General features: G+C 67.5%; 14 protein-coding genes and 2 pseudogenes. 9 read left to right on the top strand and 7 right to left on the bottom strand.

Translation table 11 applies throughout. The features are described from left to right. Positions 1-587 precede the first annotated feature (587 nt). The 6 genes and pseudogenes from FE633_RS21285 to FE633_RS21265 all read left to right on the top strand — a co-directional run bounded on the left by FE633_RS21285 (position 588) and on the right by FE633_RS21265 (position 6,395). The gene (locus tag FE633_RS21285; protein ID WP_138046772.1) at positions 588-1,490 is read left to right on the top strand and encodes a LysR substrate-binding domain-containing protein; all 903 of its coding nucleotides are present in this window, start codon (positions 588-590) and stop codon (positions 1,488-1,490) included. 485 nt (positions 1,491-1,975) lie between these two features. Continuing rightward, a pseudogene (locus FE633_RS49810) lies at positions 1,976-2,245 on the top strand (fuconate dehydratase); the annotation flags it as partial. After that, a pseudogene (locus FE633_RS21280) lies at positions 2,234-2,555 on the top strand (SDR family oxidoreductase); the annotation flags it as partial. The pseudogenes FE633_RS49810 and FE633_RS21280, both read left to right, overlap by 12 nt. Before the next feature lie 137 nt (positions 2,556-2,692). After that, on the top strand, positions 2,693-3,652 hold the full coding sequence (locus FE633_RS21275) for an ABC transporter permease (RefSeq protein WP_138046745.1): 960 nt from the start codon (positions 2,693-2,695) through the stop codon (positions 3,650-3,652). A gap of 146 nt (positions 3,653-3,798) precedes the next feature. Then, the gene (locus FE633_RS21270; RefSeq protein ID WP_138046744.1) at positions 3,799-4,653 is read left to right on the top strand and encodes a carbohydrate ABC transporter permease; all 855 of its coding nucleotides are present in this window, start codon (positions 3,799-3,801) and stop codon (positions 4,651-4,653) included. 77 nt (positions 4,654-4,730) lie between these two features. Beyond that, on the top strand, positions 4,731-6,395 hold the full coding sequence (locus FE633_RS21265) for a type 2 periplasmic-binding domain-containing protein (protein ID WP_138046743.1): 1,665 nt from the start codon (positions 4,731-4,733) through the stop codon (positions 6,393-6,395). A 129-nt stretch (positions 6,396-6,524) separates the two neighbouring features. On the opposite strand, the gene FE633_RS21260 is transcribed toward FE633_RS21265, so the two are convergent. Together FE633_RS21260 and FE633_RS21255 are read right to left on the bottom strand one after the other, a co-directional pair. Continuing rightward, complete coding sequence (locus FE633_RS21260) at positions 6,525-8,591, bottom strand: glycoside hydrolase (protein WP_138046742.1); 2,067 nt, start codon at positions 8,589-8,591, stop codon at positions 6,525-6,527. Between the two features lie 57 nt (positions 8,592-8,648). Further along, entirely contained in the window at positions 8,649-10,271 is a 1,623-nt protein-coding gene (locus FE633_RS21255) for a glycoside hydrolase family 43 protein (RefSeq protein ID WP_171060057.1), read from the bottom strand. Between the two features lie 592 nt (positions 10,272-10,863). Between FE633_RS21255 and FE633_RS21250 the strand changes: the two genes are divergently transcribed. Both FE633_RS21250 and FE633_RS21245 read left to right on the top strand, forming a co-directional pair. Next, positions 10,864-12,510: a glycoside hydrolase family 27 protein gene (locus FE633_RS21250; RefSeq protein WP_138046740.1), complete on the top strand. Its 1,647-nt coding sequence runs from the start codon at positions 10,864-10,866 to the stop codon at positions 12,508-12,510. Positions 12,511-12,732: 222 nt separating this feature from the next. After that, a complete protein-coding gene (locus FE633_RS21245; protein ID WP_246113748.1) occupies positions 12,733-13,974 on the top strand; it encodes a CE1 family esterase in 1,242 nt (413 codons plus the stop codon). Between the two features lie 173 nt (positions 13,975-14,147). On the opposite strand, the gene FE633_RS21240 is transcribed toward FE633_RS21245, so the two are convergent. From FE633_RS21240 to FE633_RS21215, 5 genes are all read right to left on the bottom strand, one after another. Next, positions 14,148-15,272 carry a glycoside hydrolase family 12 protein gene (locus tag FE633_RS21240; RefSeq protein ID WP_138046739.1) on the bottom strand — a complete coding sequence of 375 codons (1,125 nt, stop codon included), beginning with the start codon at positions 15,270-15,272 and terminating at the stop codon, positions 14,148-14,150. A gap of 819 nt (positions 15,273-16,091) precedes the next feature. Beyond that, complete coding sequence (locus FE633_RS21230; RefSeq protein ID WP_138046738.1) at positions 16,092-16,676, bottom strand: TetR/AcrR family transcriptional regulator; 585 nt, start codon at positions 16,674-16,676, stop codon at positions 16,092-16,094. Positions 16,677-16,726: 50 nt separating this feature from the next. Continuing rightward, on the bottom strand, positions 16,727-17,209 hold the full coding sequence (locus FE633_RS21225) for a hypothetical protein (RefSeq protein ID WP_138046737.1): 483 nt from the start codon (positions 17,207-17,209) through the stop codon (positions 16,727-16,729). Continuing rightward, a complete protein-coding gene (locus FE633_RS21220) occupies positions 17,209-19,140 on the bottom strand; it encodes a primary-amine oxidase (protein WP_138046736.1) in 1,932 nt (643 codons plus the stop codon). The genes FE633_RS21225 and FE633_RS21220 overlap by 1 nt, the downstream gene beginning before the upstream one ends. 296 nt (positions 19,141-19,436) lie before the next feature. Beyond that, positions 19,437-20,423: an AraC-like ligand-binding domain-containing protein gene (locus FE633_RS21215; RefSeq protein ID WP_171060056.1), complete on the bottom strand. Its 987-nt coding sequence runs from the start codon at positions 20,421-20,423 to the stop codon at positions 19,437-19,439. Between the two features lie 320 nt (positions 20,424-20,743). On the opposite strand from FE633_RS21215, the gene FE633_RS21210 reads away from it, so the two are divergent. After that, a complete protein-coding gene (locus tag FE633_RS21210) occupies positions 20,744-22,231 on the top strand; it encodes an APC family permease (RefSeq protein ID WP_138046734.1) in 1,488 nt (495 codons plus the stop codon). Positions 22,232-22,296: the final 65 nt, after the last annotated feature.

The raw sequence follows: 22,296 nt of genomic DNA, 5'->3' as shown, positions 1-22,296 counted from the left end.
AGGATGGCGGCGTACGCGCCGACGTGCACGGGGTGGTGTCATGGCCTCTCCGAAATTGCATGGCGGGATATCTGATCGGCCTGCGGCGGGCGGGCGGGCGGGCCGGCAGGCAGCGACGACAGCGTGGGGAGACCGACGACCGATACCGATCTGCCGCGGGCTGCGGCGGCCGTACCGCAGATCTCGGGGTGGCCGATTCTCGCGGTTCTGGAATGCTAGGCGCCCCCGATTGTCCGGTCCAGTCGTCGTTATCGATGCGCACTCATCGATATTTTCGACGAATCAACTGGGAAGAAGCCGTATCCAGTGCTGTGACCGCGTAGGTTCGCCAGGGTGGTGGTCGTGGCGGCTGGATGTGCGGTGACGTTCATTCGACCGGTGGGGGCACGGTGGCGAGGACACCGTGCGCGATGTGATCCACCGGTTCGCCTGCGCAAACGAAGGTTGACCACGGCTCACGGTCTCGTTGGACGTGCCGCAAGACGAGGCGGTCTCGCGGTGCCTCAATGCGGGGCAGTAAATCTTTTCGCGTACGATTGGCCATCTCAGGCGACGAATCGGTGGTCACGGGCGGCGATTGGTGCGTGATGTACGACCTTCACCGGCTTCGGTTGCTGCGCGAACTCAAGCACCGCGGCACCCTTGCAGCTGTGGCTTCGGCCCTCTCGTACAGTCCTTCGACCATCTCATCGCAGCTTTCGCAGCTGGAGGCCGAGGTGGGCGTCCCGCTCCTGGAACCTATGGGACGTCGGGTCCGTCTGACGCCCGCGGCGGAGATGCTGGTCGGGCATATCGAGGTGATCTTGGACCGGCTCGAGCAGGCTGAGGCCGATATCGCGCGGGCTAAAACCGTGCTCGAGGGGGACCTGCGGATTGCAACCTTTCAGACTGCTGCCAAGACTCTGGTCCTACCTGCCGTAGAGCTGCTTCAGCGCGAGCATCCGCAGCTTCGCGTCCACGTGCATCAAGAGAACGAACGCACACCGCTGCGGGCGCTTGTCGCGCACGAATTCGACCTGGTCATCGCCGAGGAGTACCCGGGAGAGCCGCCGTCGGCTCTGACCGGCCTGCATACTCAGCTTCTCCTCGAGGATCCCCTTCTTCTAGCCACCCCACCGGACGGCGAGCCGCCGCAACTCGCAGCTCTCGCACACCTGCCTTGGGTCATGGAACCCGAGGGCAATGCCGCCAGGCGCTGGGCCAGCGCTGTCTGTCGCCAAGCCGGCTTTGAACCCCACGTTCGCTACCAGTCGACCGACCTCACCTTCCATGTGCGATTGATCGAAGCCGGGCAGGCGGTCGGATTCCTACCCAAACTTGCCTGGGGCGTCCACGCTCCTACAGTGACACTTACCGGCCTGACGCCGCCGAACGCTCGGCGCGTCCTCATCGCTACCCGCACTGGCAGCCACGATCACCCGGCCGTCGTTGCTGCCCGCGTCGCGCTAGACCGAATCAGCCGCAGCGCATGGGATCTGACCCGGAGTTGACGCCCGAGGGGGCCTCATGTCGTCCGCAGCCAGATCCGCGCCTTTCGCCTGACCGAGGTCCGCGGCGTCTTCGTCACGCCCAGGTGTGCTGATCGGATACCGAACCCAGAGGCCCTCGCCCCGTTCAAGGACCACTCAACGCGTGTCGCCTGTCACCAACGTCCCCGGACAGCACACCTAGTCCGTGCGCAGAGGCAGCGCAGCGATACATCCCATGTCTTCGGAGATGTGGGATGGCTGGCCTACGGCTGACACGGCCAGTGAAACGGTTTAACCAGCAGGTAGTCGAGGTCACGTGCATAAATTCCTGTCGCAGGTATGGACACAGCCATTCGGTCGACCTTTAAAATCCATCCCATGTCCGAAGGCCTGTTGTTCTGCAGGGACATGCCATTGACGCATGACGACAGGTGGTTGCCATGACCCCGAACCGACGCAGCGGCCCCGGGCCGGGATGGCCGGGCACGCTGACTGAACCGATCAGCGCCGAACCCGACTACTCCGCCGCCTATGTGACGATCCGTACGAGCGGCGGCGACAAGGGGCACGGCCTGGCTTTCACCGTGGGACGCGGCAACGATGTCGAAGTCACCGCCGTACGGGCCCTGGCCCCGCTGGTGGTGGGACCGCCCGTGGAGGAGGTCCTGGGCGACCTCGGCGGCTTCTCCCGGAGGCTGACCGGTGCCAGCCAACTGCGCTGGCTGGCACCGGAGAAGGGCGCCATCCACATGGCCGCCGCGACGCTGTACTCGGCGACCAAGGGCGCCGTCCTCTCCCTCACCCGGGCGAGCGCCGCCGACCTCTTACGCTCCGGATCCCGCGTCGACTGGGTCAACCCCCAGCACCGCTGACACTCCGTGGATCGGGCGCCTGCTGGAGCGCGCCGCCGATCCCGGGGCCGAAAGCGCCGCCCTCAACGCCCGCCAACCCATGGGGCGCCTGGTCACCGCCGACGAGGTGGCCGCGGCCATCGCCTACCTCGCGAGCTCACTGTCCGGCTCCACCACCGGTACGGACCTCGCCGTGGACGGCGCCATGCACGGACTACGAATCCGCCCGCAGGGTGACCGTCGTCAGCGCCCCTCCCCGCACGGCCAGCAAGGAGACACAGCAATGCGCAGTTGGACCCATCCGCCGGCAGGGCCGCCGCGGCGCGCTTGCCGCCCGGCCCGTGTGCGCCGCCCGGCCTCTGGAGCCTAGCGATGTCCCAGAACAGCGCGGCGACGCCGCTCCGCGTGCCGAAGGTGAGCATGCGGCGCAGGGCCCGGCGCAGCGTCACCCGGCATTGGACGCTCTACCTGCTGCTGATGGTGCCGCTCGTCCACCTGGCGATCTTCAAGTACGTCCCCATGGCCAACGCGGTCATCGCCTTCAAGGACTACAACATCATCAAGGGCGTCTGGGGAAGCGACTGGGTGGGCCCGCGCAACTTCCAGCAGATATTCGGCAACCCGGTCTTCTGGCAGCTGGTGAAGAACACCTTCCTGCTGTCGTTCTACGCGGTGATCGCAAGCTTCCCGGTGCCGATCATCCTGGCGCTGGCGCTGAACGAGATCCGGCAGGGGATCTTCAAGCGGACTGTGCAGATGGTGACGTACGCGCCGTATTTCATCTCCACCGTGGTCGTCGTCTCGATGACGATCATGATCCTGTCTCCCCAAACAGGTCTCATCAGCCATGTCACGGGCTTCTTCGGCGTCGACAAGGCGGACCTGCTGGCGAATCCGGACTACTTCCGGCACATCTACGTCTGGTCGGACATCTGGCAGACCGCGGGTTACTCGGCCGTGATCTACTTGGCCGCCCTCTCCGGTGTCGATCAGTCGCTGTACGAGGCGGCACGCGTCGACGGGGCCACGAGGCTGCAGAAGATCTGGCATGTCGACCTGCCGAGCATCATGCCGGTCGCCGTGATCATCCTCGTCCTCGCCGTCGGCAACATCATGGCCATCGGCTTCGAGAAGGCCTTCCTGCTGCAGAACCCGATGAACCTCAGCGCCTCGGAGATCATCGCCACCTACGTCTACAAGACCGGCCTCCTCAACGCCGACTTCAGCCAGGCGACCGCCATCGGCCTGCTCAACTCGGTGGTCAATCTGGTCCTGTTGGTCTTCGTGAACTTCGTCGCCAAACGGCTCACCGGAAGCGGGGTGTGGTCATGAGCCGGTCACAGATCACAGCGGTTGCCGGCCCGGAGAACCATGACCTCCCGACACTACCCGGCACACGCCGGGGTCCGGGCTCTTCGCGTCCGCTCCCGCTCCGACGGCGGGGTAGCCGGGGGATCCAGGAGACCCGGGTCGACCGGATGTTCCTGTTCTGCACCTACCTGCTGCTGTGCACGTTCCTGGCTGTCGTTCTTCTTCCGCTGCTGAACATCGTCGCCAGTTCCTTCAGCGACCCGATCGCCGTCTCGTCCGGGCGGGTGCTGTTCTGGCCGGTCGAGTTCTCCCTGCGAGGCTACGAAGTCGCCCTCAGCAGCCCGCAGATCGTCACTGGATTCCTCAACTCGCTCTTCTATACCGTCGTCGGCACCCTCGTCAGCGTCACCTTCACCATCGCCCTCGCCTACCCCCTTTCTCGCAAGAGCCTGTTCGGGCGCGGCCCGGTCATGGGAGTGGTGATCTTCACCATGCTGTTCTCCGGCGGGTTGATCCCCACCTATCTGGTGGTCCAGGAACTCGGCATGATCAACACCCGCTGGGCACTGGTCATCCCGCAGGCCATCGGCGTCTGGCAGGTCGTCATCGCCAGTACCTACTTCCGCACCATGATCCCGGACGAGTTGTACGAGGCCGCGCAACTCGACGGCTGCGGGGACCTGCGCTTTCTGTGGAAGGTCGCCCTGCCCCTGGCCAAACCGATGATCGCCGTGGTGGCGCTGATGTACGCCATCACCCAGTGGAACTCCTACTTCGACGCCCTGCTCTACCTCAAGGACGCCGACCTCTACCCGATCCAGCTGGTGCTGCGGAACATCCTCATCCTCAACACCAGCCCCAGCGGCATGACGGATGCCGCCCAGATGCTGGAACGCCAGCAGCTCGCGGACCTGCTCAAGTACTCCCTGATCGTCATCGCGAGTGTGCCCGTCCTGCTCATCTATCCCTTCGTCGCGCGCTACTTCACCAAGGGAATCATGATCGGCGCGATCAAGGGCTGAGCAGACCCCGCCTTCTCCACGCTCGCCCCTCACCTCCCCGCTTGCCATCCCGCCCCGTCACCAGAAGGGACTTCCCCATGCCTCGTTCGCGTCCACTCACCAGAGTGGCGGTCGCCGGGACGCTGCTCGCGACCCTGGCGGCCTGCACCAGTGGTTCGTCCGGCGACAACGACACGTCCAAGCCGCTCCCCAAGATCACCGGGAACCCGCCGGTCACCCTCAACGTCTTCGCTCCCCAGGCCGCGGACCAGAACCTCAAGACCAACAAGTTCACCCAGCTGATCAAGCAGAAGTTCAACATCACCATCAACTGGCAGACGACCACCCAGGACGGCGGCCCGGCCAAGGAGAAGCGCCAGATCTCGCTGGCCAGCGGTGACCTGCCCGACCTGTACCTGCTGATTCCCTGGGTCGACCAGTTCAGCCAGACGGAGCTCCTCAAGCTGTCCACCCAGGGCGTCATCCAGCCGCTGAACCAGTTGATCGACCAGTACGGCCCCAACATCAAGAAGGCATTCGCCGATGTCCCCGCATACAAGCGGATGGCCACCGCACCCGACGGCAAGATCTACGGATTGCCCCAGTGGGTCGACTGCTTCCACTGCTCGTACCCGGCCAAGCTGTGGATGAACGGCGCGTGGCTGAAGAAGCTGGGGCTGAAGCCGCCGACGACCACGGACGAGTTCCGCGACGTACTGAGCGCCTTCAAGACGAAGGACCCCAACGGAAACGGCAAGGCCGACGAGGTTCCGCTGAGCGGGGACACCGGGGACACGATCATCCCGTACCTGATGAACGCGTTCATCGACACCCCGACCGGCAACTCCGCCCCCGACACCAACCCCACCCTGGTCCTGAACGACGGTAAGGCCGACATCCAGGCGAACAAGGAGGGCTGGCGCGAGGGCCTGAGGTACATCAAGTCGCTCTACGACGAAGGTCTGATCGACAGCAGCGTCTTCACTCAGAACGCGGAAGCCCTGATGAAGCTGGGCGACCACGCGGGTGGAGTGATCCTGGGCTCGGCGACGGTGATGCACCCGCAGATCGCCGTCACTGGGGGCCAGAAGGACGGCCGCGACCTGCAGTACGACGCGCTGCCTCCGCTGACCGGCCCGGAGGGCAAGAGCTACGCGACGCTTGCCTCGTCGTCGGTGCCCGGAGCGACCTTCGTCCTCACGACCAAGGCCTCGCAGACCAAGCAGATCCAGGCGATCAAGATGCTGAACTACATCTTCAGCGAGGAGGGTGAGCTCAACGGCATGTTCGGCCCGGAGGGCCCAGGGTGGGCCAGGCCCGGCCCGAAGGACATCGCACTCGACGACAGCGTGAAGGCGAGGTACAAGCGCGGGACCGCACCCGCCAACGGCAACTGGGGGGCGCTGACGCAGTACAACAACACCGCGCAGTTCCGCAACACGCAAGCGGTGGCCAAGGACCCCAAGACGGTGGACGGATGGGAGCGTCGGCTCTTCGAAGCCACGAAGCTCTACGAGGGACACGAGTCCAAGTCGTCGACCGCGTTCCCTTACGGGGAGGCGTGGATCGACCCTTCGCGGGCAGGCGAACTCGCCACGCTCCAGACGAACATCGGCACCTTCGTGCAGCAGAGCGCGGTGCAGTTCATCACCGGGAAGAAGTCCCTCGACTCCGACTGGGACTCGTACCTCAAGAACCTCGACCAGCTCGGGCTGAAGCGCTTCCTGCAGATCTACCAGCAGGCCTACGACAAGACGCACTGACCAGGGGTGGCCGGTACCGTCGAGCGCCGCAGACGGTACCGGCCGGCCACGGCGCCCGCACCGGACGCACGTGGCTGCGTCGTCCCATGAGGGACAGGCCCCCGGCGTGAGCCGAGGGCCTGAGATCGGTCAGCAGGTGGAGTTGGTCTGGGTGAGAAGGCCGAGCCGCCACGGGAGGGTGTTGTAATCGCCGCCCGCGTTGGGGTTCATGCCCTGGTACAGGTACTGGAGCCGGCAGGCGGGAATGGTCAGTGTCTGGTCGTAGCCGGCACGGATCATCTCGCCGTGGCTGACGTCCCTCGTCCAGGCTCCCGAGGGGAAGGTGACGTTGTTGGCCCGCGCGAACGGGTTGCTCTCGGACGCGGCCAGGGGAGTCCAGGAGCCGGCGAGGCTGCCTGAGGTCCAGGAGCGGAAGTAACGCCGGCCGTCCGATCCGATGGCCTCGACGAGGAGCAGGTACTGGTTGGAGCCCTGCACCTTGTACACGTTGCTCGCTTCGAAGAGGGCGTATTTGGAGTCCCGGGCGGCGATGACGGTGTTGGTGAAGCCGTTCGGGAACTGGCCGACCGTCGTCTGCGAGCGGTACAGGTGTCCGTTGTCGTCGGAGGAGAACAGGTAGCAGTTGGCGCTGTCGCAGATCACCCACATGTCGACCCAGTAGCCGTTGCCGATGTTCTGCCTGATGATGTCGGGCATCGACGAGTAGAAGTTGCGTGGTGCGCTCCACCCGTTCGGGTTGCTGATGTCGGGGTTGGTGGAGTACGAGGCGTTGCCGGTCTGGTACACGAGGTACCACAGGCGTTGCGGCGCGTAGTAGAAGACCTGCGGCGCGGCCCGGTACCCGCGCCCGATGGCGCTGCGGTCCAGGTAGTGGTGCGTGGCCGAGCCGGCCTGGGACCAGTCGCTGAAGTTCAGATACACCAGGTTGTACCCGGAGGAGCTGGCGGTACTGGCGAACACGTGGTACTTGCCGTTGTACTGGACGACCGTCGGATCCTTGATGCCCGCGATGTTGTGGGTGGCGTCCGACTTCGGTGAGATCAGCGTGCCGCTGGAGCTCCAGGAGAAGCGGGAGGGCAGCGCGGCCGGCGCGGCGGCGGACCGGGGCGAACGGGCGGTGGCCTGCTGTGTCGCAGCGGTGCCGCCCAGTGCCGACAGCGTTGCTTGGTAGGCCGGTTTCTTGTTGCCGTTGCGGTCGAACAGCAGCGGGTTCTCCCCGGCGCGCCAGGAGTCGCTGTCGCGGATGCCCCAGACGGTGATGCCGGTGCAGCGCGCCACGTTCATGCAGGACCTGACGGTGTTGGCGTACGCGTTCGGCGGTGCCTGTGCGATGTCCAGCTCGGTGATCTGGACGTCCACGCCGAGGGCGGCGAAGTTCGACAGCGTCGTCTGGAAGCTGGCGGGCGGGCCGCCGGCGCCGAAGTGGGCCTGGAGGCCGACGCAGTCGATGGGCACGCCGCGCGCTTTGAAGTCGCGCACCATGCGGTAGACGCCCTGAGTTTTGGCGTCGTTCCAGTTCTCGATGTTGTAGTCGTTGTAGCAGAGCTTCGCCGCCGGGTCGGCGGAGCGCGCGGTGCGGAAGGCCTGCTCGAGGAAGCCGTTGCCCAGCACGTCCCGGAAGACCGAGCTGCGCAGCTGGCCGCTGCCGCCGTCGGCGAAGGCCTCGTTGACCACGTCCCAGGAGTGGATCCGGCCCTTGTAGCGGTTCATCACCGTGGTGATGTGGTTGTTCATCACGCCGCGCAGCGTGTTCGCGTCCCTGATGGAGCTGACCCAGCCGGGCAGCTGGGAGTGCCAGACCAGGGTGTGGCCGCGGACGCGCTGACCGCGGGCCGTCGCGCCGTTGACGATCTGGTCGGCGGGACCGAAGGTGAACTGCCCGCGGGATCGCTCGGTCGCGTCCCATTTCATTTCGTTCTCGGGTGTGACCGAGTTGAACTCGCGGCCCAGGATCCCTGTGTACGTGCCGTCGCCGAGCCTTCCGGCGGCCACCGCGGTCCCGAAGTACCGTCCGGACTGGGCCGCTTGGGCGCCGAGTGTGGAGGCCCGGGCGGCGTCGGGCGCGGTGGTCGCGGCCCGGGCGGCGTCGGGCGCGTCGGGCGCGGCGGTCGCGGCCTCTGGCGTCACCAGGGCGGCCATGGCCAGCAGGGATAACACCGAGGCTCGGCGACGGCCGAGCCGTTTCAGCGGGTTCATGGTTCTCCTACGGTTGGCGGGGGGTTGGGTTGGGTTGGTGCGGTCGGTGGGATCGGTTCAGGGCACGGACAGCTCGAACCGCATGACGCGGACCGCGCCGCCGAGTGCCTGGGTGGCGTGGTTGAAGAGGGCGAATCGATAGCCCATGAAGAACCGCCAGTCGTTGCCCATGGAGAAGGCGGGCCCGAGGCGGGTGAAGCGGGTGCCGTCGGTGCTGTAGGAGAAGGTTCCGGGGCGTGCCGTGCCGGGGCGGATGTCCGCGGCCGCGCGCAGCCAGATGCGGCCGCCGGAGACGGTCGCGCTCGCGACCTCGGTGCCGGTGCCGGTCGTGTTCCAATTGCCGTCCATGGTCAGCCCGTTGACCATCACCACCCGCGTCGCACCGCCGTCACGCTTGACGCCGATCCACGCGGACGAGTCACGCAGCAGCGCGAGTCCGGCGCGGTCGCCGTCCCGCATCGCCGAGTAGTCGAGCTGGATGGTCGCGGTGGACGTGGGCCCCTGAATGCGATGCGTGAGGGTGTTGCGGGCCCAGTACAGGTCGTTGGTGACGGTCGCGGTCCGCAGGGTCAGGCCGTTGTCGACCGACCACTTGGTGTTGTCCGGGTTGTGGTTCCACTCCCACTTCGGCTTGAGGGTCGTGCCGTCGAACGTGTCGACGCCGATCATGGGGGTGACCTGGCGGGGTGGGGCGGGCACGGCCGGGCTGGGATACGAGGTGCCCCATGCGCCGTTCACGAGTTGTACGACGGGCCAGCCGTCCGAGGTCCAGGTGACCGGCGCCAGGGCGGGCACCCGGCCGCCGGGGTAGGCGTCCACGAAGGCCATGTAGTACCAGGCGCCGCTCTGCGTCTGCACGAGCCCGCCCTGGTGCGGGACGCCACCGCCGGGGATCGGCCCGCGCAGGTCGAGGAGGACCTGCCGCATCGTGTACGGACCGAAGGGGCCGCTCGACGACTTCAGGATGTACTGCCCGTTGGCCGGGCGGGTCAGGAAGATGTAGTACTGCCCGTTGATCTTGTAGAAGCGGGCCCCCTCCAGGGTGCCGACACTGGACGGGGTGGTGAACACCTGCTGCGTGCGGACCTGGGTGCGGCCGTCGCGCGAGAGCTGGGCCACGCTGATGGTGGTGTTCCCGTACGCCACATACAGGGAGTCGTCGCTGTCGACGAGCAGCCCGGCGTCGTAGTACGGCGTGCTGATCGTGGTGAGCCTGCTCCACGGCCCCTCGACCGCGGTGGCGGTGTAGATGTACGTCCTGGCGAAGTCGATCTGGCCGAGCCAGTAGAAGGTCCCGTTGCTCGGGCGGTGAGCCAGCGACGACGCCCAGATACCCCGGACGTAGCCACGGGCACCGTTCAGGTCGTACTTGGCGCCGAAGTCGAGGACGGGCACCGAGTGACCGGCGACCTCCCAGTTCACCAGGTCGTACGAACGCAGGACGGGTGCGCCCGGCGAGTAGTGCATCGTCGAGGCCGAGGCGTAGTAGGTGCCGCCGACGCGGATGACATCGATATCCGCGAAGTCCTGCCAGATCACCGGGTTCGTGTACGCCGCGGCTGCCGCGAGGGCCGACCCCTGGGCGGGAGTGGAGGCGGCGGTGCGGGAAGCTCCAGCCAGAGGAAGGAAGGCGCCGGTGGCCAGGCCGGTGGCGGCCGCCAGCACGCGGCGACGGGGCATGTGCTGATGAGGGCATGACAAATCCATGTGTGGCGTTCTCCTTGTGTAGCCCGGCCGTTGCGGTTGGTGCATGTCGCCGCCGCAGGCCTCATGGCTGCGGAGCTCCTTTTGCCGGCGTGCGTTACGCGGGAGTGTCTTGCCTTGTCCATGCGGCGTGCAGTGACCCGATCGATCCATCAAGTTCGTGATGTCGAACGCAGATTGGCTTGTCGAGCACCCTGGATAATAGGAGGTCGGTGGATCCCGTCAATACTTCCCGCATCGTGAGCCGCATCGAAAACATTCGGGATCGGGTTGGTGAAGCCGCATCGAAAACATTCGGGATCGGGTTGGTGACATTCGCCGCAGGACCGATGTCCGAATGTCGCAGATCGGCGCGGGCTGTTTCGGTCGTCGGCGGCCGCAGAGCGGAGTGCAGAGGCCGAATGGTGTTGACATGTTGAGACGTTTATCTAGTATCCGTGAGGCCCTGACTTTCCGAATGGCGTTTGAAATTGCGAACCCCTGGATCTCCATTTCTTTGTGTCATGAACATGACATCCGCCTCGCGCGCATCACCCGCCCGTGGTGCCCTTCCGGGAAAGGAACGCCGGTGCCCAGACGATCAGGCAGACGACTGCTCCACCTCCTCGCGGCCGCCGCGCTGACGGTTACCGCGTCCGTGACGGCCTCCGCTCAATCCACCGCTTCGGCCGCGCCCGGCAGTCCGGCGCTTACTCCACCGTTGGGGTGGAACAGCTGGAACAGCTTCGGGTGCTCGGTCACCGAGGCACAGGTTCGCCAGGCCACCGACGCGATGGTGTCCTCGGGCATGCGGGACGCCGGCTACCGGTACGTGGTGGTCGACGACTGCTGGTTCGACCCGCAGCGCGACGCGGCGGGCAACCTGCGGGCCAATCCGACCAAGTTCCCGAGCGGGATGAAGGCCCTCGGCGACTACATCCACAGCAAGGGCCTGAAGTTCGGCATCTACCAGGTGCCGGGCGAACGTACCTGCGCGCAGACCAGCGGCGCCTATCCCGGGTCGACGGGCAGCAGGGGACACGAGACCCAGGACGCCGCCACGTTCGCCTCGTGGGGCGTCGACTACCTCAAGTACGACTGGTGTTCCTCCAGCGGGACCCGTGACGAGCAGGTCGCGCGTTTCACGCTCATGCGCGACGCCCTGCGCGCCACCGGGCGGCCGATCGTCTACAGCATCAACCCCAACAGCTTCCACGCCATCACCGGCGCCACGTACAACTGGGGCGAGGTCGCCGACCTGTGGCGGACGACCGAGGACCTGCTCGACATCTGGCAGAACGGCAACACCAACAGCTATCCGATGGGCGTCGGCAACGTCCTGGACGTCACCGCGCCGCTGGCGGCCCAGTCGGGCCCGGGCCACTGGAACGACCCCGACATGCTGGTCGTCGGCCGCCCCGGCCTGTCACTGACCGAGTCCCGCTCCCACTTCGCCCTGTGGGCACTGCTGAGCGCACCACTCATGGCCGGCAACGACATCCGCACCATGTCCGCCGACGTGAGCGCGATCCTGCGCAACCCGCGTCTGCTGGCGGTGAACCAGGATCAGCTGGGCGCGGGCGGGCGCAGGGTGCGCGACGACGGCAACACCGAGGTGTTCGCCAAACCGCTGTCCGACGGCTCGGTCGCGGTGGGCCTGTTCAACCGGGGAGGCAGCACCGCGACGGTCACCACCTCGGCCGCGCAAGTCGGCCTGTCCGGCGGGCAGTTCACGCTCACGGACCTGTGGACCGGCGGGACTTCGAGCACGTCCGGGCAGATCTCGGCGAGCGTCCCCGCGCACGGTGTGGCCGTGTTCCGGGTGACGGGTGGCAGCCCGCTGGCCGCCACCACCTCGCGGCTGCGCGGCAACGCATCCGGCCGCTGTCTGGACGTGGACAACGCCTCCACCGCGGCCGGGGCCACGGTACTGCTCTGGGACTGCCACACGGCCGCCAACCAGCTGTGGACCACGTGGGCCGGCGGCGAGATCCGCGTCTTCGGCGACAAGTGCCTGGACGCCTACAACCAGGGCACCACCAACGGCACCCGGGTCATCACCTGGCCCTGCAACGGCCAGAACAACCAGAAGTGGACCATCGGTTCCGACGGGTCGATCCGCAACGTCCACGCCGGGCTGTGCCTCGACGTCGACCGGGCCGGCACCGCCAACGGGACCCCGCTGGTCCTGTGGAGCTGCAACGGCCAGGCCAACCAGAAGTGGACCCGCGTGTGAGGGACGCCGCACACCGGCCGAAGGCTCAGGCGCCTCCTCCTTCACCACGCGCATGGCCTCAGCCGCCGGCGGCAGCGGCTACTCCTCGCGACCTCGCGCGTCGCGCACTTCAGATCCCTTCCGCACATGGCGATGTTCCAACAGGAGAAGGGGAGTTGCTTGATGCAAAGGTCAAGATTCCATTTATGGCCCCCCGTGGTCGCGGTGCTGCTCGTCCTGACCATGGCAGGCACTGCGCTGGGCAGTGACCACCGAGAGAACGCGCCGCTCACGGCCTCCGGCACGGCTGCCGCAACCGTCGGCACCGCGGCCGCGAGCCCCGGATGCGGCAAGGCCCCCACCCTGACGAGCGGTACGCACACGATCCAGAGCGGCGGCAAGAACCGGAGCTTCATCCTGCGGATCCCGGACGGCTACGACCGCAACCGCGCCCACCGGCTGGTCCTCGGGTTCCACTGGCTGGGCGGCACCTCCACCGACGTGGCCACGGGCCGCACCGTGGAAACGGGCACCTGGGCCTACTACGGGCTCCAGCGACTGGCGAACAACAGCGCCGTCTTCGTCGCACCCCAAGGCCTCAACAACGGCTGGGCCAACGCCGGAGGGGAGGACGTCACCTTCGTCGACGACATGATCAGGCGGATCGAGGCGGACCTGTGCGTCGACACGGCACAGCGCTTCGCCCTGGGATTCAGCTACGGCGCCGCCATGTCGTACGCCCTCGCGTGTTCCCGCGCGACGGTCTTCCGCGCGGTCGCGGTCCTGGGCGGCGGACAGCTCAGCGGATGCAGCGGCGGCAACCAGCCGATCGCCTACCTCGGAGTGCACGGCCTCAGGGACAGTGTCCTCGGTATCTCCGGCGGCCGGGCGATGCGGGACAGGTTCGTCAGGAACAACGGCTGCACCCCTCAGAACCCGCCCGAGCCGCCCCAGGGCAGCCTGACCCACCGGGTCACCACCTACTCGGGCTGCTCCGCAGGGCATCCGGTCGCCTGGGCCGCGTTCGACGAAGGGCACATCCCCGCTCCGCAGGACGGGGCCCCCGGTGAGAGCGGCTCCAGGACCTGGGTGCCGCAAGAGGTCTGGAAGTTCTTCACGCAGTTCCAGACCTCCAACCCGCCGCCGGGGACGGCGACCTGCCGGGTCACCGGCACCGTCAGCGCCTGGAACACCGGTCTGACGTCGAGCATCACCATCGCCAACGTCGGCACCAGCCCGATCGACGGCTGGTCCCTCGTCTTCACCCTGCCCGACGGCCAGACCATCACCTCCGGCTGGAACGCGGAGTACTCGGCCGCCTCCGGCCGGGTGACGGCCCGAAACGTCGCCCACAACGCCACCATCGCCCCAGGCGCTTCGGTCGACATTGGCTTCCAGGCAGCCCACACCGGCAACACCGCCCCGCCCACCTCCTACACCCTCAACGGCACTGCCTGCGCTGTCACAGGGAGTGCACCGAAGTGACCAGGTGGTTCGGGCGGAGACATCGGAGCCAGGGGCGCCGCCGGCTGTTCGGCCAAGGTGTGTGGACTTGAGCAGACGGTCTGAAACTTCTTGGTGCCATCCGCGGCGAGGTTCCTCGCCGCGGATGGCTGTCATGGCGCCGGACGGCACGCAAGCGTCGGGCGCCGGTCACGTCACGTCCTGGTGCAGGTGGTCCCGTTCAGGCTGAACCCATCCGGCGCGGCGAAGGCGCCGCTGTAGGTGCCCTGGAACCCGAACGTCTGGCTGCCGCCGGGGGCGATGGTCGCGTTGTGCGTCAGGCCGCTCGCCGTTACGGATCCCGAGGACGGGGAGACAGCTGCGTTCCAGGCGCTGGTGACGCGCTGGCCGGAGGGCAGGGTGAAGGCGAGGCGCCAGCCGTCGACAGGTGCCGAACCGGTGTTGGCGACGGTGACGTTCGCGGTGAAGCCTCCCTGCCACACGTTCGTGGCGTACGACACCTCGCAGGTCGTGGCGCCGCCCGGGCCGCCCGGTCCACCACCCGTGTTGACGGTCGACGAGAACGAGTTCACGGTCAGTCCGGTGCCGTTCTGCCAGGGTTCGAAGCCGGCCTGAACGCTGGTCAGGTACCAGCTGCTCTGTGCCAGCCCGCGGGCTACGGCCTGCCGGACGAAGTCCATCACGTCGAAGCTCCAGCTCCCGATCGCCGACGGGGCGACGAAGGACAGCACGTCGTTGGAGCCGTTGCTGCCCGACCACACCTGCCAGGTGCGTCCGCCGACGGTGGCCGTGCCGACCTGGGAGCCGATGGGCTGGATCGGGCCCACCTTGTTGAACCAGATCATGATCTCGGTGCGGTTCACGCCGTCGGTGCGGGGCGTCGGGTCAAGCCAGATGTCGTACGAGGCGTTGTACACGGCGTCGCCGACGTAGCCGTACGAGATGCTGCTCGGCGCGCTGGAGATGTCGGCGAGCCGCGCGGGGAGCTTGGTGCCTGGCGAGCAGTTGGTGTAGTGGCAGCCGTTGAAGAGGGACGGGTACGACTTCGGCGCGCCGTTCGTGGGCACGGAACCGTCGGCCCGCGTGAGCCGGAAGCCGGTGTCGGTGGCGGTGACGCACTGGGGCTCGTTGGTGCCCCAGCGGTTGTTCTGGACGGCGTATCGCCCCTGGATGACAGTCGAGCCGAACTGTTCGCAGACCGTGGTGTCGGCCTGGGCCGGGGGCGTGGCGGCGAAGAGCGCCGCGACGGCGGCGAGCGCGGTGACGAGCGTGCACAACGTGCCGCGCACGGTGCGGGGAAGCTGCGGTAACGGTCGCATGCGGGCCTCTTTCGGAGGTACGGCCGGAGATGGGGGGTTAGGGGCGCTTCCCCTCCCTCTGCATGGGAGCGCTCCCAGACCCTGTTTCTGATGGACTGTAGGCCGCGATCATGTACCTGACAACTCTGGCGTCGTGTCCAACACACTGCGTGGTCAGTGCGCGTGCCGTGTGCGCAGGGCAGGGGGCATTCGTTGGTGATCCGTACCGTGATCGACTTGCCGATGGCCGCGCGGACGAGCAACACGTACGCGCCGCACGCCCTGGACGTCTCGTAGTCCGTGGTGTTCATGGCCGCGATCATGAGGTCGGGACTCGGGCCGAACAGGCAGGCGCCGTCTCCGTCGTCGGCCTCGTAGGCGGTGGCGACCCCGGTGTAGGTGGTGTTGGGCCGAATCCGCCCTGCCGACGGTGGCGTGGTGGACGCCGGTCGCGAGGGCCGCGCGGTGGCTGTGGCCGAAGGGCGTGCCGCACCGGTCGTCGCAGCAGCCGTCGGCGTCGGGGTGCCGGTCGCGGTCGGCGTCGCCGACGCGCTCGGGGTGCCCGTCTCAGTCGTGGTGGTGGCTCTCACCTGGGTGCTGGCGGCGGGTGTGGCCGGCGGCATGCCCTGCCTCTGCCTTGCGGTCGGGGAACGACCCCATGACCACCGAGAGCGAAAAGGTTGCCTTCGATTTCTCACCGGGGCGTACCGGAGTTCCGCGGTAGGCGTATCCGGACGGCTCGCCGGGGTCGTTCCCGGTGAACAGACTGGTGGCGCTGGGATGGTCGGAGTCCGGCCTGTCGGCGGGGGTGGGTGGAAACGCGCGCGAGCGCGGACGGCGCTACAGGGCCGCCAACAGGCCGTCGAGTGCGGCCTGCTGGCGTGCGGGCGTGGTGGCGTGCGGGACGAGCAGCGCGTTGACCTGAAAGCCGGTCAGGGCGGCGAGCAGGGTGTCGGCGCTCTGTTCGTCCCGTGGATCGTCCGCGATCTCGCCTGCTGCCCGGGCCTGTGCCAGGCATTGGTTCATCCGTTGCCGCCACTGGTCCATCGCACTCGCGTGGACGGCCGCCATCCGCGGGTCGTGCAGGGCCCGGTCCCAGAAGGCGACGACCACCCGGGCTTCCAGCAGCCGTCTTTCGTCGAGCGGCATGATCTCGAGGCACAGGCGGCGCAGCGCGACGAGCCCGGTGGCATCACCGATGGCCTTCTCGGCACGGACGTTGGTGCTCTCGACGGCGTACTGAAAGGCGGCCTGCAGGATCTCGTCCTTGCTGCGGAAGTACGGTGCGAGGGCACCGTTGGCGTACCCGGCCTCGGCGGCGAGATCGCGCATGGTGACGGCGCCGAGACCGCGGCGGGCGATCAGTGCCCAGACCGCCGCGACGATCTCACGACGGCGGGCGTCATGGTCGACGATCTTCGGCATGGGCGCGGGATCTCCCTCCCGGTGATGCGTTCGGCTCCCCAGACGGCAGTTCAGAATGCCATGACGGTCATCGTCGCGACCATGACGAGGGCTCCGGCGTCCTGTTGCCGGGCCACGGCGCCGTCTGCGCCCCGCAGCTGCGCGACCATGATTCCTCCGGCCCGCGTGACCGCCCAGCAGGCGACTACGAACAGGGCGAGACCGCCCGTTCCGGCACCGGCACTGTGGTGTTCCATGGCCGTTCCCATGGGTTCGGTGGCCGCCGTCAGGAGTGCCATGGCGGCGAGGTCGGCCGTCTCGGCGGATCTGCCGCGGCCCGGGCACCCGGCGCACACCCGCCACACGCAGGCCGATGCCACGGCGGCCGCGCCGATCAGGAGTGCCTCGCGTGATCGTCCGCCCGGGATGACCATCATCGCCATCACCGCCATGGCGACGGCGTGCGGCCCCCAGCCGCGTGCCGGACCCGGTAGATGACCGGCCAGGCAGACAGCAGCTGCCGCCAGGCCGGCCACCGCGAGCAGCTCATGCATCACACATCACAGCAGCCATGTGAGCTGGCGGCGTTGGAAGGAACGTCCAGCGTGGGATTGCGGTCGAAGAAACCGGTCGGCTTGAGCTTGAAGCCGGTGTAGTCGACGGGCATGATCGGCCAGTCCTCGGGACGGGGTGCGTGGGTGAGCCCGAACGTGTGCCAGATGACGAGCGAGTGACCGTCGAGAGCACGGTTGGCACCGGCATAGGCGGGCAGGCCCGCGCCTCCGGGATGCTGGTTGACGAAGTCGCCGGCGGGGTAGCGCTCGGCAGGGTCGTACGCCGTGACCCACAGGTGATGGGTGGCGAAGGCCGCGCGGGCGGCGATGGACGAGCCGGGGTCGGCGAGCAGCGTCGGCCTGCCCTCGGGATGAAGGGTGTAACTCACCGGCGAACCCACGGAGTTGAGCGATCCCGGGTTCGATATGTGCCAGACACGGTCGACACTCATGTCAGCGGTGCGCTGGGCCTCCGACTCGGTCCGCAGCGGCGTGCGCCGGAGGGTGAACGCGTTTCCGCGCGGGTTGTCCGGGCCGATCGGCACGCGTACGACGTCGACCTCTTCGACCCTGTTCTGCGCACCGTCGACGGCCATGTCCAGGCGGGCGCAGAACAGGTGCTGGTGGTATGGGGCGCCGAGTCCGGGAGCGACCTCCGTGGCGTAGGGGTAGCCACCTCCCGGGTAGGCGGAGGGGAACACGATGCCGGTGGCCTTGGCCTCGAACTCAATGGTGCCGTCGAGGTAGAGATACCAGTAGAACCCGTAGTCGTAGTTGCCGATGGTGGTGAAGAAGGAGAGCACCATCCGGCGCTGGCGGCGGGTCTCGGCGGAACCGGTCCACAGGTCGGTGTGCTTCCAGAGGATGCCGTAGTCCTCCTCGTGCAGGCAGATCGCGTTGGTGAGGGTGCGCGGTGCGCCGGATTCGTCGGCGATGACGGCGTCCAGGTAGGTGATCTCACCCAGGCAGTCACAGCCCAGTTCCAGGGCGTTGGCCATCCGGCCGATCAGGAACTCGCCGGTGTCGAAGTAGTTCTGCCAGGAGCGGACCGGCGAGGGGTCGGCATAGGGGACGACCATCTCCGCGATCGAGGCGCGATGGATGATGGGACGGTCGCGCCCCTGGTCCCGGTCGTGGAACGCGATCTGGTGGAGGGTCAGGCCTTCACGGGCGTCGAAGCCGATACGCAGGGACCAGTTCTCCCACTGGAGGAGGTTGCCGTCGAGGGTGAAGCTCGGCCCCTCGGGCTGGGTGATCTCCAGGGGCTTCTGGCTGGTGCGCGGAGGGCCGGTGACGGCCGGGTCGTCGAAGTTGGCGGACACGTCGGGAACCGGGACGGGGCCGATGTCGATGACCCGGTCGACGGTCTTGTTCAGTACGTCGACGTAGGCGACGAGGCCGTCGACGGGACGCCCCCAGGCATGATCCTTCGCGTGTTCCTGGACGAAGGCGAGGCCGCGCAAGACACGGCGTCCGGACTCGTCGGGGTACTCGTCCGCGTACACACCCGCGGACAGCGGAGCGACGCGCACCCGTGCCCCGTCCAGACCGCGCCTCCTGAGCGCCGCGACCCACTCCTCGTCAGTGGCCAGGATCTCCTCGACCAGGTCGAACTCCTCCTCGAGCACGGGTAGTTGTCCGTCCTTGGCGGCGTCCAGAGTCCGATCGGAGTCGATCGTGCCGCGGGTCAGGGAGAGGACGACGTCATGTGCGGGAGCGCCCGCGGTGTCGTGCAGCATGACCCGTACGCGGCGGTCGATTGCGTCGCCGCGGGCATGGGTCATCAGGAGATCCTTCTCCGGCTCCTCCAAGCCGAGGTATGCGAAGCGGCTGGTGTCGGCCAGCAGGCCGGCTTCGGCGAGGACCGTGCGGGCGGCCGTGATCTCACTCGGTGTGAGCGGCGCGAGAGGGTGCTGAGCGTCGGAGGTCATGGCGTTCCTTCGAGTGAGGCGACTGCCGTTTTTCAACGTGTGTAGATAAAAAACGTGGGCGCAGTGTCCCGTCCAGACCCCGGGCAGGTCTTTTCGGCCCGGGCATCGCGCTCCGCAACGTCCGTGCACCCCACGCCACATCTGTGTGCACGGACTGGAGACCGCATCTCCATGACTCCGTTCGGGCGCCTGGATGCCATGACTTGGGCCCGACCCGGAGAACTGGGGGGAGTGTCACGGCCGGTCAGGGCACTCGTCGAGCGTCGCTCCGCAATGGGCCTGCACGCGATGTGCGGTCAACCACTGGTCATGGGCGCTCGCCCGGACGTCGGGTCCAGAGTGGCCCGGCGCCGGTAGTCCCGTGGGGTTTCGCCGTAGGCCGCTTTGAAGACGCGGGCGAAGTGACGGCCGTCAAGGAGTCCCCAGCGTGCGGCGATGGCGGCCACCGGCTGATCCCTGGTGGCCGGGTCGGCCAGGTCGCGGGCGCAGCGCTCCAGCCGCCGGGTGCGGATCCAGCCGGCGACCGTCGTCTCCTCCTCCGCGAACAGCTTGAAGAGATACCGCCGCGAGATCGCGTGCGCCCGGGCGATGGCATCGGGAGTGAGATCCGGGTCTGCGAGATGACGCTCGATGTAGTCACGGATGCGCAGCGTGGTCGCAAGGTGAGGCGCGACCGGTGTCGTCCGATTGAGCCGCTCGCACAGGAGAGCCGTGACCAGGGATACGGCTCCGTCGGCCAGCCGTGACACCTCGGGGCCCGCGCAGTGCGCGCTCTGCTCGGTCAGCGACTGCAGGAAGGGCGCCACGACCGCTCCGACGCCCTTGTCGGCAGCCATGTTCTTCCCGGTCACAGCGCGCAGGGTCTCGGGTCGCAGAGGGATCAGCGAGCGCGGCAACAGCATCAGGACTGTGCTGAAGTGACTCTCGTAGGTGAAGCTGTACGGGCGCGACGTATCGCACAGCGCCAGGTCACCCGGCGTCAGCCGACTGCGCATGCCGTCCTGCTCGATCACCGCGGTGCCCGAGACCTGCAGGCTGAGCTTGTAGAAGTCCTCTTCATGCCGCGCGGCGAGCGACGCGGTCCGACGTACACGCAGGGGTCCCGCACTCAGCGAACTCAGCTGCAGAGCGCCGACACGCCCGTCGGTGGCCGTGCCGTGGAAGATGTCGGCAGTCGTCTGCGAGGTGTCCAGCGGCACGAACAACAGACGGGATATCTCGTCGACCCAGAAGTCGAAGCGCTCACCCGGGGAGACATTCTCGGTCGTCACGACGGTTCGCATGGACGCGCTCCATCTGGTCGGTGCTGCACCGCCACGGTACCGACAACTCGGCTTCACCGGTAGGACGTTCATGCCCTCGGGGAGGAGCCGTCGGAGCACATGCCCGCGTGGGTTCCTGTGCATGCAGTGGCGAAAACACGTGCACGGTTCCGCACCCTCCCGCGGCGCGGTTCGCAGGACAGTGTCCCTCACAGATCCGTACGGCGGTGTCACACGGGAGCCGACACGGGCACTCCGCGAAAGTCGGCCTCAGCCTGGACGCCCCCTCCCGCGCGGCGTTTCCCGTCCGGGCTGCGGTCCGTACTCATCAAGGAGTCCCATTGTCCCAGCAGTCACACGATCCGGGGCACCGCACGCACCTTCGCCGTGGTGCGGTCGGTGTGGCCGGCATCCTCTTCTTCGTCCTGTCCGCGCAGGCCCCTCTCACCGGAATCGTGGGCACGCTGCCGGTGCCGCTCGGCCTGGGCAACGGCGGCGGAGCGCCGGCCGCCTATCTGGTCGTCGGCGCCGTCGTGGCCGTCTTCGCCGTCGGGTTCATCACCATGAGCCGGCACGTCACGGACGCGGGAGCCTTCTACGCCTATGTGTCACGCGGGCTGGGCAGGACCGTCGGAGTCGGTGCGTCACAGACCGCCTTGCTCTGTTACGGCGCCACTCAGGCAGGCATGTACGGCCTGTACGGCGTCGTGGTCAAGGGCCTGTTCCAGCAGTACCTGTCCCTCGACCTGCCGTGGTGGGTCTGGGCGGTGGGGACGATGATCGTCGTGCAGATTCTGGGCTCGCTCAACATCGAGCTCGGCGCCAAGCTGCTTGCGGTTCTGGTCGTGGCCGAAAGCTCGCTGCTGGTGGCGTTCGCGTTCCACGAGTTCGTGACCGGCGGAGGTCCCCAGGGACTGGACTTCGCGGGTAGTTTCGCACCTTCCGCTTTCTTCGCCGGCGCGCCGGGAGTGGCACTGACCTTCGCGATCGCCTCGATGATCGGCTTCGAGTCCGCGGCCATCTACTCGCAGGAGGCCAAGGATCCCGCCCGCACTGTGCCGAGGGCGACCTATCTCTCCGTCGTCGTGATCTCGGTGTTCTTCAGCTTCGTCTCCTGGATGGTCGTGAGTCACTATGGCGCGGACAATGTGGGAGGCGCGGCCCGCACCGCGCTGCAGAACGGCGAAGCCACCTCGGTAGTACTTGCAGCCGTGACCGACTCCCTCGGCCCGTGGGCCACCGACACGATGGCCGTACTGCTCGTCTCCTCGCTGCTCGCCGGAATACTCGCATTCCACAACGCCATCAATCGCTACCTCCACTCGCTCGGCACCACAGGCGTCCTGCCCGCCTGGCTGTCGCACACGAACCGTCACGGGGCGCCCCACACCGCCAGCCTGACGCAGACCGTCCTCGCCTTCTGCATGGTTGTGCCGTTCGCCCTCGCCGGCGCCGATCCGGTGGTGACACTGCTCACTTGGGGTGGTGGAGTAGCGGTTCTGTCCCTGCTGGTGCTGTACATCCTCACGTCGCTCTCCATCGTGGTCTTCTTCCGGCGGACTCGCCTGGACACCCGTCCGTGGCACACGCTGATCGCGCCGAGCGCCTCCGTTCTGCTTCTGCTCGGCGTCATGATCATGGCCATCGCGAACTTCCCCACGCTGATCAGCGCTTCCGGTGACACCGCTTTGCTCCTGGAGCTCTGTGTCCTACTGGTGTTCGTCGCGGGGGTCTTTCTGGGCATCGTGCAGCGCAGCCAGGGTGCTGGAAGCAGTCCGGCTCACGCTCAGGCAGCGGTGCAGACGGACGAGGTGTCCTCCTCTCTGTGACACACCTGCGCCCGCTGCCCGGGGAACCTACGACGGCCCCTCGGTCCGCCCGCCGGACGGCAGGT

Origin of the sequence: Streptomyces montanus (genome assembly GCF_005786655.1) — a bacterium.
Classification (GTDB): domain Bacteria; phylum Actinomycetota; class Actinomycetes; order Streptomycetales; family Streptomycetaceae; genus Streptomyces; species Streptomyces sporangiiformans.
The sequence above is the reverse complement of the archived record's forward strand: the minus strand, read 5'-3'. Positions and strand labels throughout refer to the sequence as shown.

What these genes read in the sequence shown, in the direction of transcription:
- FE633_RS21270 (WP_138046744.1), top strand. Translation starts at nt 3,799, where the DNA reads ATGTTCCTGTTCTGCACCTACCTGCTGCTGTGCACGTTCCTGGCTGTC.
- FE633_RS21275 (WP_138046745.1), top strand. Translation starts at nt 2,693, where the DNA reads ATGTCCCAGAACAGCGCGGCGACGCCGCTCCGCGTGCCGAAGGTGAGC.
- FE633_RS21260 (WP_138046742.1), bottom strand. Translation starts at nt 8,591, where the DNA reads ATGAACCCGCTGAAACGGCTCGGCCGTCGCCGAGCCTCGGTGTTATCC.
- FE633_RS21220 (WP_138046736.1), bottom strand. Translation starts at nt 19,140, where the DNA reads ATGACCTCCGACGCTCAGCACCCTCTCGCGCCGCTCACACCGAGTGAG.
- FE633_RS21215 (WP_171060056.1), bottom strand. Translation starts at nt 20,423, where the DNA reads ATGCGAACCGTCGTGACGACCGAGAATGTCTCCCCGGGTGAGCGCTTC.
- FE633_RS21245 (WP_246113748.1), top strand. Translation starts at nt 12,733, where the DNA reads ATGGCAGGCACTGCGCTGGGCAGTGACCACCGAGAGAACGCGCCGCTC.
- FE633_RS21265 (WP_138046743.1), top strand. Translation starts at nt 4,731, where the DNA reads ATGCCTCGTTCGCGTCCACTCACCAGAGTGGCGGTCGCCGGGACGCTG.
- FE633_RS21255 (WP_171060057.1), bottom strand. Translation starts at nt 10,271, where the DNA reads ATGCCCCGTCGCCGCGTGCTGGCGGCCGCCACCGGCCTGGCCACCGGC.
- FE633_RS21240 (WP_138046739.1), bottom strand. Translation starts at nt 15,272, where the DNA reads ATGCGACCGTTACCGCAGCTTCCCCGCACCGTGCGCGGCACGTTGTGC.
- FE633_RS21225 (WP_138046737.1), bottom strand. Translation starts at nt 17,209, where the DNA reads ATGCATGAGCTGCTCGCGGTGGCCGGCCTGGCGGCAGCTGCTGTCTGC.
- FE633_RS21285 (WP_138046772.1), top strand. Translation starts at nt 588, where the DNA reads ATGTACGACCTTCACCGGCTTCGGTTGCTGCGCGAACTCAAGCACCGC.
- FE633_RS21230 (WP_138046738.1), bottom strand. Translation starts at nt 16,676, where the DNA reads ATGCCGAAGATCGTCGACCATGACGCCCGCCGTCGTGAGATCGTCGCG.